The sequence below is a fragment of the Streptomyces sp. NPDC093109 genome (genome assembly GCF_040701725.1).
Taxonomy (GTDB): domain Bacteria; phylum Actinomycetota; class Actinomycetes; order Streptomycetales; family Streptomycetaceae; genus Streptomyces.
This window is the reverse complement of record NZ_JBFBEZ010000005.1, coordinates 41,524-57,270: the sequence shown is the minus strand read 5'-3', so window position 1 is coordinate 57,270 and position 15,747 is coordinate 41,524. Positions and strand designations below refer to the sequence as shown.

Below are 15,747 nucleotides of genomic sequence, written 5' to 3'. Positions count from 1 at the left end.
ATCACACCCACGTCCGGGGGCGGAAACGGTTGGCCCGCTCCACCAGTTCGATCCTCTCCTCGCCGCGCTGAGCGAGCCGGGCAAGCACCCGGTACGAGCGTTCCAGTCCGAAACGCAGGCCGCGCTCGTCCAGTTCACTGCCGAGCAGCAGCGCCTGCGCGGGCCGTACCCCGGGACTACCGGAGAGTACCCAGTCCAGAGCCGTGCCCAGTACCTCCGTCGACAACTGCTCGCGCCGCACCGCGTCAAGACCGAACTGCCCGAGCGCGGAGACCTGGTGGGCCGCCGCCGTCAGATCGTCTATCAGGGCGGGCTCGGGGACGGCCCCGGGAGCGCGCGGCGCGGGCACGGCCTGCTGGAGGCCGCGCTGCCGCAGCCGCGCCCGTACGGCGGCGACCCGGGCCGCCGTGTAGTGGATCGACGACTCGGGCACGGACTCCAGGGACCGTACGGCGCCGACCCGGTCACCGGCGGCCAGCTGCACCCGGGCGAGCCCGAACGCGGCGCTGACATAGCTCGGATCCGTCGTCCAGACGAGACGGTAGTACTCCGCCGCGTTGTCGAGCTGCCCGAGCACCTCGGCGCACACCCCCAGCGCCAGCTTCGGGGCGGGCTCGCCGGGGAACGCGTCGTAGACCGCGTCGAAGGAGAGCGCCGCCGTCTCGTGGTCGCCCGTCGCCAGCGAGAGCACGGCCCGGTACCAGACGATCCGCCAGTCGTCGGAGTGCTCCTCCTCCAGCGCGTCCAGCACCCCGGTGGCGGAGGCGGGGTCGGCCATCTCCAGCCGGGCGCGCAGCTCGCGCAGCCCGCGCTCCACCGACTCGGCGGGCGCCGAGGCCAGCGCGGCGAGCAGGTCGGCGGGCGCGGAGGCCATCAGCCCGGCCAGGAAACCGGCGTTGGGATCGGTCGGATCGACCAGCGGTACGGGCAGGGCCAGCGAGGTCGCCCGCGCGTCGAGCGCCGCGAGCCGGGGCCCGCCCGCGTCGGGCGCCGCCGTCGTCGCCGCCGGACCCGTATCCGTACCCTCGCCGTCGCCGCCCGTGGTGAGGGCCTTCGGCCGGCCGCCGCCGCCGAGCCGGCCGGCCGGGGCCGTCACCCGCCCGCCCAGCCGCGAGACATCCTCCGTCAGCTCCGCGAACAGCTCGCTGTCCGTCACCCGCAGTTCAGGACCGAACAGTGTCGACAGCGCGGGCCGCGGCCGGCCCGTCTGGAGCGCCACGACCTCCCGCAGCACCCCCGTCAGCTGCTCGGCCATCTCCGGCGCCGAGGAGAACCGCCGGGCCGGATCGGGGTCCGTCGCCCGTACCAGCAGCCGGTAGAACGACTCGTACCGGTGGAAGACCTCGATATTGGCCGGGTCGGGCAGCGAGTCCACGTACACGTTCGTATAGCCCTGGAAGTCGAACGTCAGGACCGCGAGGGTGCGCGCGACCGTGTACAGGTCCGAGGCGACCGAGGGGCCGACCTCGGCGACCTCCGGCGCCTGATAGCCGACCGTGCCGTATATCGCCGCCTCGTCGTCGCCCATCCGGCAGACCGCGCCCATGTCGATCAGCTTGAGCTGGCCCTCGGTCTGGATCGCGTTGTCGACCTTGAAGTCGCAGTACAGCAGGTTCCTGCTGTGCAGATGGCCGAGCGCCTCCAGCGCCTCGATGCCGTACGCGCACGCCTGCTCGACCGGCAGCGGATCGCGCCGCCCGGACGGGGTGCGCCGCTCGTTGGCGATCTCCTTGAGCGACTTGCCGCCGACGTACTCCATGACGATGTAGCCGTCCAGCGAGCCGGTCCGCTGGTCGAGGTGTTCCACGAAGTTGTAGATGCGGACGATGTTGGAGTGCTCGATCTCCGCGAGGAAGCGCCGCTCGGAGATGGCCGCCTCCATGGCGTCCTGGTCACCCGTGTCGAGCAGGCCCTTGAGGACCACCCAGCGGTCCGAGACGGCCCGGTCCATCGCCAGATACACCCAGCCGAGACCGCCGTGGGCCAGACACCCCAGCACCTCGTACTGCCCGTGCACGACATCGCCCTCGTACAGCTTCGGCACGAACGAGTACGGGTGCCCGCACTTGGTGCAGAACCCTTCCGTACGGCCGGGACGGTCCCCGCGCGCCCGGCCCACCGGCGCCCCGCAGTCCGAGCGCGAGCAGTACCGCTTGCGCTCCGGCACCTCCGGGTTCGTCATGACGGCGCCGCGCGGATCGGGACGCGGCACGTCCGGTACGGCGACCAGGCCGGCGCCCAGCCGGTTGCGCCCCGAGGAACCGGTCGACGAACCGGAGCTGCGGACCGACACCGACCGCGTCGACACCTCCCCGGACAGCGCGCGCGACAGCCGCCCCGAGACCGAACGCCGGGACGTGGACGAGCGCGAGGACGCCCGGGAGGAGGCGCGCGACGAGGACCGCGACGAGTCCCCGCTCCCCGAACCCCGGGCGCTCGCCCGGCCGGAACCGCCGCTGTTGCCGCCGCTCGTCAGGCCGGTGGGCGGCGAGGACAGCCTCCCGTCGGGCGCGACCACGGGAGCGAGACCGCAGGTGTCGCAGTACAGCTCACCGCCGCCCATGTCCTCGTACGAGCCCTCGCAGCCGGGGCGCTGACATGTGTTCGTCCCGCTCATCCGTCCCCCCGCTCACTCTCTGTTCTCCGGGCCGTTCTCCGGGCCGCGTTCACGCGCCGGCCCCCCTGCCGCCCGGACCCGGCCCGCGCGGGACCAGGATCTCCGCCGCCGCGCGCTGGTAGCGCAGCACCGCCTCCTCCGCGACGCGCAGATCGCACGGCGCGCTCCACAGCATCCGGCGCGCCGCGTCGTACCGCTCGATCAGCACCGGATCCTCGGCCATGCCGTGCCGCGCCACCTTCGCCTTGTACGCGTCCAGCCGGCCGCGCAGCTCCGCGCGGACCGCGAGCGGCGCCGTGACCGCGGTCAGGGACTCGCGGGCCCGCAGCAGCTCGTCCTCAGCGTCGCGCTCCAGCGACTCGAGCAGCGGCGACAGACGGTGCCACTGGGCGTGCCTGCGGTACTCCGCGGCGGTCGACAGCCGCTCCTGGAGGGACGTCAGCGGACCGCTGACGGCGGGCACCTCGGACGCCGCGATCTTCGCCAGCACCTCGCCGCGCGCCGACCTGGCCTCGGTCAGCGTGCGGTCCGCGCGCGACAGCACGTCGCGCAGGCGCAGCAGCCGCTGCTCCGAGTCCTGGCGCACGTACAGCACCGCCTCGATCTCGCGCCGCACCTCCTCCAGGGCGAGCGCCGCGCGGTCGTAGCGCTCGGTGTCGGGCCGGCCGCCGCCCGGGGCCGAACTCCCCGCCGCGGGGCGCCAGAACGCCAGTGGATCGGAGACCACCTGCGCGCGCAGCGTGGCCAGCTCGTGCGTGATCGCCTCCAGATCGTCGCCCGCCGGATGCTCCCCGGGCCGTACGCCCACGGAGTGCGCCAGCGACAGGGTCCGCCGCAGCTCGGCCGCGAGCAGATCGATCCGCGCGGGCAGCGCCGACCACACCGCGTCCGCCGTCACGACCATGTCCAGCGAGGACGCGTACAGCTCGTTCATCCGGGCGACCAGCTCCGCGAGCGTGAAGTGCTCGGAGAGCAGGGCCGGGCTCCCCGGCGACGCGGGCCCCGCCGCGCCCGCCACCGTGACCCCGCGCCCGCGCAGCGTCTCGGTCAGCTCCACGAGATCGTCCCGGCTGGGCCAGCGCCGCCGGGCCCGGGTCTCCCTGGCGCCGTGCAGCGCGGCCGTATAGCTGTCGAAGTACGTCCACAGCCGGGCGATCGACCGCTCGGCCACCGCCCAGCGGTCCCTGGTGGTGCCGGTCAGCTCGGCGCCTTCGAGGAGCCTGCGGCCCGCGTGGTCCTGCAGGGCGAGCAGCGAGGTCTCGATGGCCTCGTGCTCCGCTTCCAGGCGCGCCAGAGCCCGGTCCGCCTCGTCCCGGTCCATCACCGGTACCGGCGGTCTCGCCGTCGCGTCGGGGAAGGAGCCCGTGCCGCCCATCGATCACCTCTCCGCTCTGCTGTCCACCGATCCCGCGAGCCGCCGGCGCCCTCCCCGGTCAGCCGGCCTTGTAGTACGCCTTCGGCGGTCCGGTGAGCCCCGGCAGCCCCTCCGCCAGCCACTTCCGGTACGACACCATCCAGGGGCTGTTGGCCCCGCCCTCCCGGTACTTCTCCAGCGCCTGGTTCACCCGGGCCGTCAAGTCCGTGTTGGTGAGCTTGGCGGCGACTCCGTAGTACTCCATCTGGAACTGCTCGCCCACCCGCTCGATCGCCGGGTCCTGCGCCATCAGCCCGGCGGCCAGCGAGTTGTCCGTCAGTATGGCGTCGGCGTCGCCCAACTGGAGCCGCACCAGGCAGTCCAGCTGATTGGGCACCGTCAGATTGTCGGACGCCGTGCCCTGCGGATCGGCCTGGAGCTTGTTGTACGCCGTCGAACCCTGCGCGGAGCAGACGCGCTTCTTCTTCAGCGAGTCGTCGTACCCCGTGATGTCCGAGCCGATCGGGGCGAGCAGCTGCAGCCCCGTCGCGAAGTAGGCCGTCGAGAAGGCGACTTCCTTCATGCGCTCGCAGTTGATCGACATCGTCCTGACGACCAGGTCGACGGTGCCGTCCTCCAGCGCGGCGACCCGCTCGCCCGTGGTGATCGCCCGGAACGTGATGGCGTTCCGGTCGCCGAGTATCTCCTCGGCGACCGCGTGGGCGAGATCGATGTCGAAGCCCTCCAGCTCTTTGCTGAGCGGATTGCGGTAGCCCCAGCGGTAGCTGCTCTGGTCGATGCCGACGATCAGCCTCGGGACCTTGCGGGCCTTGATCGCCTTTATGGCGTCGCCGTCTTCGGACGAGGGCTCGACCCTGCTGCGCTGCGGCTCGCAGTCGTCCGCCGCGGCCGGCACCGCCGTGGAGATCCGCTCCGGGGCATAGTCCTCCCCGTCCGCGACGGAGGACAGCGGCAGCAGCGCCAGTGTCCCGGTCAGTACGCAGGCGGCCACCATCGCCGAGACCCCGCCCCAGCCGCGGAACCTGCCGGACGGGCGGAACCTGCCGGACGGACGGAGCCCGCGGATGCGGCGGAGCCTGTCCATGGAAGTCATCCCTCCCCCTCTCACCGGTATTCCGAAAGCCTGCGGCCGATACCCAGGACGGCCCCCGCCGCCGCCGCCAGGGCCAGCGCGCCGGCCCCGATCGCCAGCCCGTTCAGCGCCTTCCGGCCGTCCGAGGCGAACGCGCTGAACTCCGCCTGCTTCTTGCCGAGCGAGACGTCCAGCGCGCTCACCACGGCGTCGAAGGACTGGCGCGTGGAGTCCGCGCCGCCGATGACCTTCGCCACCGCCGCTCCGTACTCCCCGGCCGCGTCCGCCGTACGTGCCTCTTTGTGGCGCGCGGTCCACTGCGCGACCGAGGCGCGCGCCGCGTCCACCCGCTCGCCCTCCGCGCCGTTGTCGGCGAGCCGCCGTGCGCTGTCGAGCGCGGTGCTGAGTCGTGCCATCGCCGTTTGGTAATCCATCTCGTACTTGTCGTGCTTGCGGTCCGGGGTGAGGACCGAACCCAGTGCGACCATGGTGAGGTTCTCATTGGCGCGCGCCTTGAGCGACTCGATCCGCGCGTCGTTGAGGACCTTCAGGGACGCCTGACCGTGTGTCTGCGCGCTCTTCAGGTCCATCCGCGCGAAGGTCTGCCCGGCCGCCAGCCACACCAGCAGGACCACGGAGGCGGTGGTCGCCGCGACCAGCCCCTGGTTGAACACCCGGTTCGTCCGGCGGAAGTTGCGCCGCTGCGTCCAGAGGAGCGCGGTGAGCACCAGCATCCCCAGCGCCAGCGAGACGAACGGCCACCGCCGCGCGTCGTCGCTGTCCGCCGCGAGCCGGTCCGTCTCCGCCGCGTACAGCTTCTCGGCCGCGGGCAGTAGATCATTGGTCATGCGCTCGTTCGCGTACCGCAGATAGCCGCCACCCAGCGGCAGGCCCTGCCGGTTGTAGGCGCGGGCCTGTTCGATCAGACCCGTATAGACGGGCAGTCCCTTGTTGAGCTCGGTGATCTGACGGCCCGACGTGCTGGCGCTGTCCGTGTGGGTGGCCGCCTCGATCAGCAGCTTGGACGCCCGCTCGATGTCTTCCTTGTACCGGTCGCGGAACTCGGCGGGCTCCGGCGCGCCGGACAGGAAGGCGCTCGCCGCGGACGTGTCGGCGTCGGCCAGCGAGCTGTAGATGTGCGCCGCGTCCACGCTCAGCGTCTGACTGCGGTTCACCACGTTGTCCGCGGCGGAGAAACGGTCGGAGACCTCCCACGCCGTGACCGCGCCGAACGCCACGACCAGCAGGGCCAGGGCCGCGCCGATGATTCTCAGCCGGCCCGGCTCCGTCGTCGCCGCAGCGCGCAGCCGGTCCCTGGTCTCCGTCCACGCGGCGGCCCGCGCGGGCGGTTCCGTCGGCGGGGCGCCGGGCGGGGGGACGGCCGGGGCGGGCGCGTGCGTCGGAGCCGGCGGTGGCGCGGTGCGCACATTCGGCGGGTATGTCACGTGGCCTCCCCCTCGGTCGTTCGACGACGGCCCGCCTCCCGCGGGTCTGGGGAGAACTCCCGGCCAGCAGTATGACCGCAACGACCGTCAACCACATCAGGCTTGACTGGATCTTGTACGTATCACACGGGCACGGCTCCTGTTCTCCCCACCATGAATACGCCCCGGCCCTCATGATCGGTTCCCCGGCAGGCCGTTCTTACGCGTACGGATGAACCTCCCCGCGGGCAGCCCGGATTACCCCCTGATTTCCGCGTAATACCCCGCCGGCCGGGTAGTGGCGCGCACGTCCGCCCCCGCCGCCCCTGCTCCGGGCGAACCCGCTACTTCGCGAGCGTCGGACCCGGTGGGATCGGCGCCGTCGCAAGCGACTGCGGCGAGGTGGGGCTGGCCAGCGCCGAGGGCGCCGAGACGCCCGCCGACGAGTCGGTCTCCACCGCGGGCGCCACCGCGGGGCCGGCCCCGACCAGCTGGATGCCCGCCTCGTCGAGGGCGCGCTTGACGCGCCAGCGCAGCTCCCGCTCGATGCCCTTCGCCTGGCCCGGCATCGTCTTCGCCGAGACCCGTACCGTCGCCGCTTCCAGCGTCACGGAGTCGAGGCCGAGTACCTGGACAGGACCCCACAGCCGCTCGTTCCACGGGTCGTCCTTGGCGAGGTTCTCGGCGACCTCCGTGATGACCGTGCGGACCCGCTCCAGGTCCTCCGTCGGCCTGACCACCACATCGACGTCGGCCGTGGCCCAGCCCTGGCTGAGGTTGCCGATCCGCTTGACCTCGCCGTTGCGCACGTACCAGATCTCGCCGTGGTCGCCGCGCAGCTTCGTGACCCGCAGCCCGACCTCGATCACCTCGCCGGAGGCCACGCCCGCGTCGATGGTGTCCCCGACGCCGTACTGGTCCTCGATGATCATGAACACGCCGGAGAGGAAGTCGGTGACGAGATTGCGCGCGCCGAAGCCCAGAGCCACGCCCGCGACCCCGGCCGAGGCCAGCAGCGGGGCCAGATTGATGTTGAGCGCGCCGAGCATCATCAGCGCCGCCGTGCCCAGGATCAGGAACGACGTCACCGAACGGAGCACGGAGCCGATCGCCTCGGAGCGCTGCCGCCGCCGTTCGGCGTTGACCAGCAGACCGCCCAGCGCGGAGCCCTCGACCGTCTGCGCGCCGCGGTTCATCCGGTCTATGAGCTTGGTCAGCGCGCGCCGGATCACCCGGCGCAGCACCAGCGCGATCACCAGGATCAGCACCATGCGCAGCGAGACGCTCAGCCAGGTGGCCCAGTTCTCCTCCACCCAGCTCGCGGCGGCGCTCGCCCGGTCGGCCGCCTCGTTCAGGGTGACGGGGTCGGACGACGGGGTCGGGTCGGCTGCGCTCGGCAGGGCGGACCAGGACACGACGGAAACCTCCAGATATCGCCGGGCTGGCCAACCACACTAACGGGGCAGTGCGCGCCCACCGGCGCCGTGAGCCTCCGGAGAGACACTCCTCACGTGCTCCTCGCGCCGGAGCCGTAAGGGCCCTACGGGCCTTGTGCGGGCCGGTCCGCGGCCCTCCGGGGGAGCCGTGTGGGCGAAAACACCCCGAGCCCGTTACCTGGACGTGGTGGCGTTTCGGCCTCGCATAAGGGGAGACTGGAGCAGATCGTCACGGCACGAAGCCACGTGCCGCCGGCGTACAAGGAGGCATCCGTGCCGCATGTCCTGGTCCTCAACGCGTCGTACGAGCCCCTCGGCGTCGTACCGCTCCGCCGCGCGCTCGTCCTCGTTCTGGAGAACAAGGCCCTCTGTCTTGAGGAATCCGGCGCCTTCATGCACAGCGAGACCCGTGTCATCCCCGCGCCCAGCGTCGTGCGGCTGAAGCGTTTCGTGCGGGTGCCCTACCGGGGGCCCGTTCCCCTCACCCGCCGCGCGCTCTTCGCCCGCGACGGCGGGCGCTGCATGTACTGCGGTGGCGTCGCAACCAGCGTCGACCACGTCATTCCGCGCAGCCGTGGCGGGCAGCACGTGTGGGACAACGTGGTGGCCGCCTGCCGCCGCTGCAACCACGTCAAGGCCGACCGGCACCTGCGCGAGCTGGGCTGGCGGCTGAACCACCAGCCGGCGCCACCGTCCGGACTGGCCTGGCGGATCATCGGCACCGGTCACCGCGACCCGCGCTGGATGCCATACCTGCAACCGTACGGAGCGGAGGACGCCGTGGCCCGGATCGACGGAATTTCCGCCTAGGGGCCTTCTTTTTTTGGCGCTTTCCCGGCCCGAGGGGGCGGTTCCCGCGGAAATGTCCCGCGGGGCCGCCCCTCCGGCCGTCTCACGGCTGCTTCGGCTGCCGCTTCGACTGCTTCGCCACCGCGTACGCCTCCACCGAGTACAGCGAGTAGCCGAACCGCGTCGCGCGCTCGTCGCCCTGGATCCGGACGAACCCGGCGTCCTTGGCGTCCATCCCGATCACCTCGCGCCCGCCCTTGCCGTTCGTGACCGTCGCCGCCGTACGCCAGGTGCGGCCGTCGGCGGAGACCTGGACGCGGTAGCGGCTCGCGTACGCGTCCTGCCAGCGCAGCACCAGCCGGCCCACCCGCGCGGGCGCCGCCAGCTCCAGCTGCACCCAGGCGCCGTCCTCGGCCGGTGACGACCAGCGGGTGCCGGTGTCGCCGTCGACGACCGCCGAGGCCGGGAAGTCCGGGGTCTCGTCCCCGGAGGACGTGGCCGTGGCGGTACGGGCGAGATCCGGGCCGCCGGTGAGCGGGATGGCGCGCACCGTCAGTGTGCGCTCCTCACCACCGAAGGCGAGCGGCACCTCGTACGTGCCGGACGGGGTGCCCTCGGGGATGCTGACCTCGACGGGAACCTTCGTACGGGAACCGCGCGGCACGGTCGCCTCCTTGGGCGCCGTCACCCGGATGCCGGACGGCGCCTTCGCGGTGAACGCGCCCTTGACCTCCTTGGAGCGCAGCGAGGCGAGGCGCGCGTCGACCTTCTCCGGCTTCCCGCCGATCTGCGCGACCGTCTCGTCCGCCGCCAGATCGATCCTGGCCTCCGGATCGTCCGCGTACCAGGGCACGACCCGCCGCAGGGACGGGGCCTTCGCCGCGGCGCCGCCGGCCGCCGCCGCGGAGCCCGCCGCGCCGGCCCAGACGATCCGTACCGCGTCGACCGGCAGCCCCTTCGTGTCCGACTCCGTCCAGCCGCTCGCCGAGAGCTTCCCCACCGGCCGCCAGCCCTGCCCGGGCACATGCGCCTCGACGGTCGCCCCCGCGCCCGTGCCCGGCTCGGTCATCGTGTTCAGGGTCTCGACGGGCCGGGGCCTGCCCAGGCTGACGGTGTAGGTGCGGCCCGCCTCCGTGGTGTCCCTGGTGACGCTCTGCTCCTTGACGCGGTCCGCGCCCGTCCAGCCCGCCGCCTCCTTGACTGCCCGGTCCAGGAACGGCCCCAGGACGCCCTTGCCGACCGTGACCCGGCTCGCCGCCGCGGCCTCGCGCAGCGGCTCCAGCGCCACCGAGTGCCGCCAGGCGACCGCGCCGTCGCCGCCGTCCTGCGCGCGCAGCGCGTCGACGGCCAGCTCGCCCGCCTCGCCGTAGCGCGCGAGCTGGTCGAGCCACGGCCCGATCTCGTCGTCCAGCCGCCCGCCGGCCACCCCGGCGAGCCGCTCCGGCGCCTCGCGCATCACCGTGAACGCGGCCCGCAGCCGCTTCGCCGCCGTGCCGCGCGCCGCCGCGTCCGTCGTCGTACGGGACCGCCAGAAGTCCGTCAGCAGCGGCTTCAGATACGCGGACTCCGAGGTGTCGAGGATGGACGACGCGTCGTTTCCGGCGAGCGCGCGCAGCGCCTCGCGCGCCTTGGCGTCGCCGCCCGCGAGATCGTTGATCGCGGCCCGCCAGGACTCCTCCGGCTCGTAGCCGCGCGGATTCCAGGCGTAGTCCGCCGCCGTGAACAGCGGGATACGGGACACGACCGCCTGCTCCATGGCGTTGGCGAGCAGCGCGACCGAACCGGCGGCGACGGCCGGCTCCCGGCCGGTGTACGGGCCGAGGAAGATCCGGCTCTGGTCGTAGTCGTTGACCGGGTAGTTGTCCACGGTCACCAGGGGGCGCTTGAACGCGTCGCGCGCCCCCATCAGCTCCTGGCCGGTGATCGTGCGCGGCACGACCCCGATCCCGGTCCATGCCACGCGCACCGGCGCGTCCAGCGCGTCGGCGAGCGCCGTGCGGTACTCCGTCACACCGTCCTGGTAGTACTCGGTCGGCATCACGGTCGGCGGCTCCGCGCCCGGGTGCCTGGCCTCCAGATGCGCCGCCACCGCGTTCGCCACCGCGGCCTGCGCGCGGGCGGCGGCGGCCGGCCCCGAGCCGTAGGTGTTCGCGTCCTGGGCGCAGTGCCACTCCGTATAGCTGACGTCCTCGAACTGGAGCTGGAAGGAGCGCACGCCCAGCGCCCACATCGCGTCGATCTTGCGGGTCAGCGCCCTGACATCGCTCTCGGCGGTCATGCACATGGCCTGGGCGGGGGAGACGGCCCAGGCGAGCGTCACATGATTGCGCCGGGCGCGCTCGGCCAGCTCGCGGAACTCGGCGCGCTGCGCGGCCGGGTACGGATCGCGCCAGCGCGCCTGCCGGTACGGGTCGTCGCCGGGCGCGTACAGGAAGCGGTTCTGCTTCGTACGCCCCATGAAGTCCAGCTGCGCCAGCCGCTGTGTGTGGGTCCAGGGCTGCCCGTAGAACCCCTCCGCGGTGCCGCGTACGGCCGTGCCCGGCCAGTCGCGCACGGCGACCCCTGGGACGCTGGCGGATCCGCCGGCGCCCTTCTCTCCGTCGCCCTCTCCGTCGCCGTCCTTCTTTCCGTCCTGCCCCTGCCGCACGATCAGCTGACGCAGCGTCTGGGTGGCGTGGAAGAGGCCGTCGTCGCCCATGCCGTCCAGGGCGATGGTGCTCCGGCCGTCCACGGCGCCCACGGCGAGCCGGTAGCCGCCGGCGGGCAGATCACTCTGCGCGGGCGCGCGAAGGGCGCGCAACGCGTCGCGCGCGCCGGTGCCGCCGGCGAGTATGACCGGCTCCGAGCCGGGCGGAGTGGCCGAGGTGGCGGCGGTACGGACCGTACGGACCCCGGCCGCGCGCAACACGTCCGCCAGCTCCTCCACGGCGTACGCGTCGGCACCCGCGCCCGCCACGACGGTCACCTCGTCGCCGAGCTGTACGGTCCGCCCCGCCGCCTTGATGGTCTGCGGCCGGGGCCAGACGGAGGGCAGGTCCGACTGCCCCGCGCGGTCGGGGGTGTCGGGCGTATCGGGCGTGCTGGCCGACGGCGACCCCGGGTCCCGGGGGGCGGCGAGCGCGCCGGGCGCGGCGCCGAGAAGGCCCCCGATCACCGCGACCGCGACGGCGGTCGCGGTCCGCTTCCTGTGCCCGAACTGCATTGCCTGGCTCCCCTCCTGCTGCTTGGTCGAGCCAGCGCTGCCTGGTCGGAGCCAGGCGTTCCGGCCGAGCGGCACGAGCCCACCACCCCCGCGGTGAAGGTGTCAATGCGCGTGGCCGTTGTGTCGGATTTGCCCGTTGTGATAGGTAGGACGCACGACCCCGGTCCGGGGAACAGAACAGGACGCGACGCACGTTTACCGGCAGTACGCGTCTGCGGCCACGCCCACTGGGTAGGGCTGCGGTGACCTGTTCCCCCCTCCCCGTCCACCGGAGTCGCCACCATGGCTGCATCCGCATCCGCATCCGCATCCCCATCCGCCGCTTCCGCAGCCACACCGTCCGCATCCACACCGTCCGCACGGCTTCCGCTCTCCGCTCCCTCCCGGCGGACGGGGCCCCTCACCAGCGAGCCCCCGCTCGCCGACGCGGCCCCGCTGACCAGCGAGCCCCCGCTCGCCGACACCGCGCCGCTGACCAGCGAACCGACCGCGCACGGCACGGCGGGCGGCTCCGAGTCCCCGGGCGCCTGACCGACCGTTCGACCTGCTCGACCCGTTCGACCTGCTCGACTGCTCGACTGCCCGACCCGTTCGACCCGTCTGACCGTCTGAACAGGAGTCCGTATGGGCTTGGCCAGGCTCGCCGAGCTGCACGGTGTCGCCACCGCGTACTCACCCTCCCCGGGCGTCACCGTCCCGGTCTCCGACGACACGGTCGTCGGGGTGCTCGCCGCCCTGGATGTCGACGCGTCCACCCCCGTCGCCGTGAGCGACGCGCTGAGCCGCGCCGAGGCCGCCGCCGCGAGCCGCCTGCTGCCCCCGACGCTCGTCCTGTGGTCCGCCGGTACGGAGGAAGCGGTGCCGCCCCCGCTGCCGCCCGCCCTGACCGCCCTCGCGCCCGGCACGACGCTCCGGATCGAGACCGAGCAGGGCGAGTCGATCGAGCTGCCCCGCACCGCGCACGACGACCCCGCCGCCTGGGCACGGCTGCCGCTCGGCGTCCACCGGCTGGCCGCCGAGGCCCCCGACGGCCGCGCCCAGAACGTCACGCTCGTACGCGCCCCCGCGCGCGTGCCCGCGCCGCCCGCCCGTACGCACGGCTTCCTCGTCCAGCTCTACTCGCTGCTCTCCGCCCGCTCCTGGGGCATGGGCGACCTCGCCGACCTCGCCGACCTCGCCGCCTGGTCCGGCCGTACCCTCGGCGCGGGATTCGTCCAGATCAACCCGCTGCACGCCGGCGTACCCGGCGCCCCGGTCGACCCCTCCCCTTACCGCCCCTCCTCCCGCCGCTTCCCCGACCCGGTGCATCTGCGGATCGAGGACGTGCCGGAGTACGCGTACGCGCGCGGCGCCGACCGGGAGCGGCTCGACGCGCTCGTGGCGCGGGCCGCCGAACTGCGCGCGTCCGTCCTCGAAGAGGACGCGCTGATCGACCGGGACGCCGTCTGGGAGCTGAAGCGCGCGGCGCTGGAGATCCTCGCCGCCGTCCCCCTCGCCCCCGGCCGGCTGGCCGGCTACTGGGACTTCCTCGCGGACCGGGGCACGGCGCTGGAGGACCACGCCACCTGGTACGCCCTCGCCGAGGTGCACGGCCCGCGCTGGTCCGAGTGGCCCGCCGGGCTGCGCGACCCGCGCTCCGAGGAGACCGCGGAGGCCCGCGGGCGCCTCCGGGACCGTGTCGACTTCCACTCCCGGCTCGCCTGGCTGACGGACGAACAGCTCGCGGGCGCCTCCCGGGCGGCCAGGGAGGCCGGCATGGCCGTCGGGATCGTCCACGACCTCGCGGTCGGCGTCCACCCCGACGGCGCCGACGCCTGGGCGCAGCGCGACGCCTTCGCCCACGGCATGTCGATCGGCGCCCCGCCCGACGCCTTCAACGCGCTCGGCCAGGACTGGGGCCTGCCCCCGTGGCGCCCCGACGCCCTCGCCGCGTCCGGCTACGCCCCGTTCCGCGGCCTGCTCCAGGGCCTGCTGCGACACGGCGGAGCGCTCAGGATCGACCATGTGATGGGCCTGTTCCGGCTCTGGTGGGTACCCCAGGGGCAGCGGCCCACGAGCGGGACGTACGTACGGTACGACGCCGAGGCGATGCTCGCCGTCCTCGCCCTGGAAGCGCACCGCGCGGGCGCCGTCGTCATAGGGGAGGACCTGGGCACCGTCGAACCCGGCGTACGCGAGGCGCTGGAACGGCGCGGGATCCTCGGCACATCCGTGCTCTGGTTCGAACGCGACTGGGACGGTACGGGGCAGCCGCTCGCCCCCGAGTCCTGGCGCGCCGGCTGCGTGGCCACCGCCACCACCCACGACCTGCCGTCCACCGCCGCCCGGCTCACCGGCGAACACGTGGAGCTGCGCCACCGACTGGGCCTGCTCACCCGGCCGCTGGAGCGGGAGCAGGCGGAGGACCGTACCGAGGTCGCCGAGTGGCTCGCCACGCTCACCAGGCTGGGGCTGCTCCCCGAGGGCGACGGCAGCGAGGAGGAGGACATCCGTGCCGTCTACCGCTTCCTGCTGCGCACCCCGGCGCGGATGGTCGGCGTCTGGCTGCCCGACACGGTCGGCGACCGCCGCCCGCAGAACCTTCCCGGCACCTGGGACCAGTACCCCAACTGGCGGCTCCCCGTCGCCGACGCCGCCGGCCGCCCGATGTCCCTGGAGCGGCTCGCGGCCTCGCCGCGCCTGCACCGCCTGATGTCCGTACTGCACCCGCGCTGATACCCGCGCCGATAGCCGCGCGGACGCGTCCATGGACACCCCCGCCCGCGCGCGGTGCGGGGCCGTTCGCTACGTTTGCACCGTGGACAAGAAGAACTCTCTGCGCGCCGGCGCCCTGACGGCCGGTACGACGCTGATGCTGCTGCTCATGACGTCCCCGGCGCTCGCGCTCACCCGCGACGACGGCGACGACCCGGGCCCGGGCCTGAGCATCGCCGAGACGCTGGGTCTGTTCGTCGTGACCCCGCTGGTGATCTTCGGCGTCATCGCCGGCCTGGTCATGCTCCTGGACAAGTCCCACAAGCAGGGCCACGAGCACGCCTGACCCGCCCGTACCGGGGATACGGGGTCAGACGATCCGGGGAACGGCCCCGTCGGCGGTGAGGCTCCAGTTGGTGACGATGGGCTTGTCGACGCTGGCGGTTTCGGGCAGCTTCAGCTCGGCGGGGTCGGGGTCCTCGTCGGTGACGGCGATGATGACGTTCTCGAACTCCTTGCCGGAATTGTCATTGGTGGACTTGGGGTTGACGCCGGTGTAAGCGACGGCGGAGCCGGTGAGCTTGATGGGGTCTTCGCCGCCCTGCCCGACGGGGGAGGCGACGCCGTCCGCACCGGAGCCGAAGGACACGCTGGGAGTGTTGACGTCCAGGTAGCAGGTGATGCCGGACTTGGCCTTGGCGGTGATGAGGTAGTAGCCGCCGGCCTGGGACTCCGAAGTGACCGTGAAGTCGAGGTCGTTGGTGCCGCAGGACTGCCCGTAGCCGTCCTTCTTGGAGTCGTCGGCGGAGTCGCCGGAGCCGCCGGAGGTGGAACCGCCCGAGGTGGAGCCGCTGGACCCTGAACCGCTGGACCCGGAGCCCCCCGTGGCGGAGCTGCCACCGCTGCTGCCGCTGCTGCCGGAGGAAGCGGCCGACGGTGTGGCGGCGCCCGAGGCGTCCAGGTCGTCGGGGTCGCACGCGGTGGTGGTGGCGGCGAGGGCCGTTACGGCCACGGCGGCCAGAACGAGACGGGCGGAACGGGCGGCGCGGCGCGAACGCATTGTGGTCTCCAGCGAAGGTCGGTTGCGGTGATTCCTGCTGACACCGATGACACTAGAGCTGAGTTGATCCTCAAATGA

11 protein-coding genes are annotated in these 15,747 nt (G+C 73.2%); 4 read left to right on the top strand and 7 right to left on the bottom strand.

Translation table 11 applies throughout. The features are described 5' to 3' along the window. Position 1 precedes the first annotated feature (1 nt). The 5 genes from AB0389_RS07300 to AB0389_RS07280 all read right to left on the bottom strand — a co-directional run bounded on the left by AB0389_RS07300 (position 2) and on the right by AB0389_RS07280 (position 7,903). The gene (locus AB0389_RS07300) at positions 2-2,617 is read right to left on the bottom strand and encodes a tetratricopeptide repeat protein (protein ID WP_366394340.1); all 2,616 of its coding nucleotides are present in this window, start codon (positions 2,615-2,617) and stop codon (positions 2-4) included. A 49-nt stretch (positions 2,618-2,666) separates the two neighbouring features. After that, entirely contained in the window at positions 2,667-3,992 is a 1,326-nt protein-coding gene (locus AB0389_RS07295) for a hypothetical protein (RefSeq protein WP_366394339.1), read from the bottom strand. 58 nt (positions 3,993-4,050) lie between these two features. Further along, positions 4,051-5,076 (bottom strand): glutamate ABC transporter substrate-binding protein, encoded by a 1,026-nt coding sequence (locus AB0389_RS07290; RefSeq protein WP_366394338.1) that lies wholly within the window; start codon positions 5,074-5,076, stop codon positions 4,051-4,053. Positions 5,077-5,096: 20 nt separating this feature from the next. After that, positions 5,097-6,371: a hypothetical protein gene (locus AB0389_RS07285; protein ID WP_366394503.1), complete on the bottom strand. Its 1,275-nt coding sequence runs from the start codon at positions 6,369-6,371 to the stop codon at positions 5,097-5,099. A gap of 461 nt (positions 6,372-6,832) precedes the next feature. Further along, the gene (locus AB0389_RS07280; RefSeq protein WP_366394337.1) at positions 6,833-7,903 is read right to left on the bottom strand and encodes a mechanosensitive ion channel family protein; all 1,071 of its coding nucleotides are present in this window, start codon (positions 7,901-7,903) and stop codon (positions 6,833-6,835) included. 294 nt (positions 7,904-8,197) lie between these two features. On the opposite strand from AB0389_RS07280, the gene AB0389_RS07275 reads away from it, so the two are divergent. Continuing rightward, entirely contained in the window at positions 8,198-8,734 is a 537-nt protein-coding gene (locus AB0389_RS07275) for an HNH endonuclease (protein ID WP_366394336.1), read from the top strand. Positions 8,735-8,816: 82 nt separating this feature from the next. On the opposite strand, the gene AB0389_RS07270 is transcribed toward AB0389_RS07275, so the two are convergent. Then, positions 8,817-11,915, bottom strand: coding sequence for a beta-N-acetylglucosaminidase domain-containing protein (locus AB0389_RS07270; protein WP_366394335.1), 3,099 nt, complete (start codon positions 11,913-11,915; stop codon positions 8,817-8,819). A gap of 282 nt (positions 11,916-12,197) precedes the next feature. Between AB0389_RS07270 and AB0389_RS07265 the strand changes: the two genes are divergently transcribed. From AB0389_RS07265 to AB0389_RS07255, 3 genes are all read left to right on the top strand, one after another. Further along, on the top strand, positions 12,198-12,446 hold the full coding sequence (locus AB0389_RS07265; RefSeq protein ID WP_366394334.1) for a hypothetical protein: 249 nt from the start codon (positions 12,198-12,200) through the stop codon (positions 12,444-12,446). Positions 12,447-12,539: 93 nt separating this feature from the next. After that, the gene (gene malQ, locus AB0389_RS07260; RefSeq protein ID WP_366394333.1) at positions 12,540-14,630 is read left to right on the top strand and encodes a 4-alpha-glucanotransferase; all 2,091 of its coding nucleotides are present in this window, start codon (positions 12,540-12,542) and stop codon (positions 14,628-14,630) included. Positions 14,631-14,712: 82 nt separating this feature from the next. Then, the gene (locus AB0389_RS07255; RefSeq protein WP_366394332.1) at positions 14,713-14,955 is read left to right on the top strand and encodes a hypothetical protein; all 243 of its coding nucleotides are present in this window, start codon (positions 14,713-14,715) and stop codon (positions 14,953-14,955) included. 24 nt (positions 14,956-14,979) lie between these two features. Here the strand turns inward: AB0389_RS07255 and AB0389_RS07250 are convergent, their stop codons facing one another. Further along, positions 14,980-15,669: a DUF4232 domain-containing protein gene (locus AB0389_RS07250; protein ID WP_366394331.1), complete on the bottom strand. Its 690-nt coding sequence runs from the start codon at positions 15,667-15,669 to the stop codon at positions 14,980-14,982. Between the last annotated feature and the right edge of the window lie 78 nt (positions 15,670-15,747).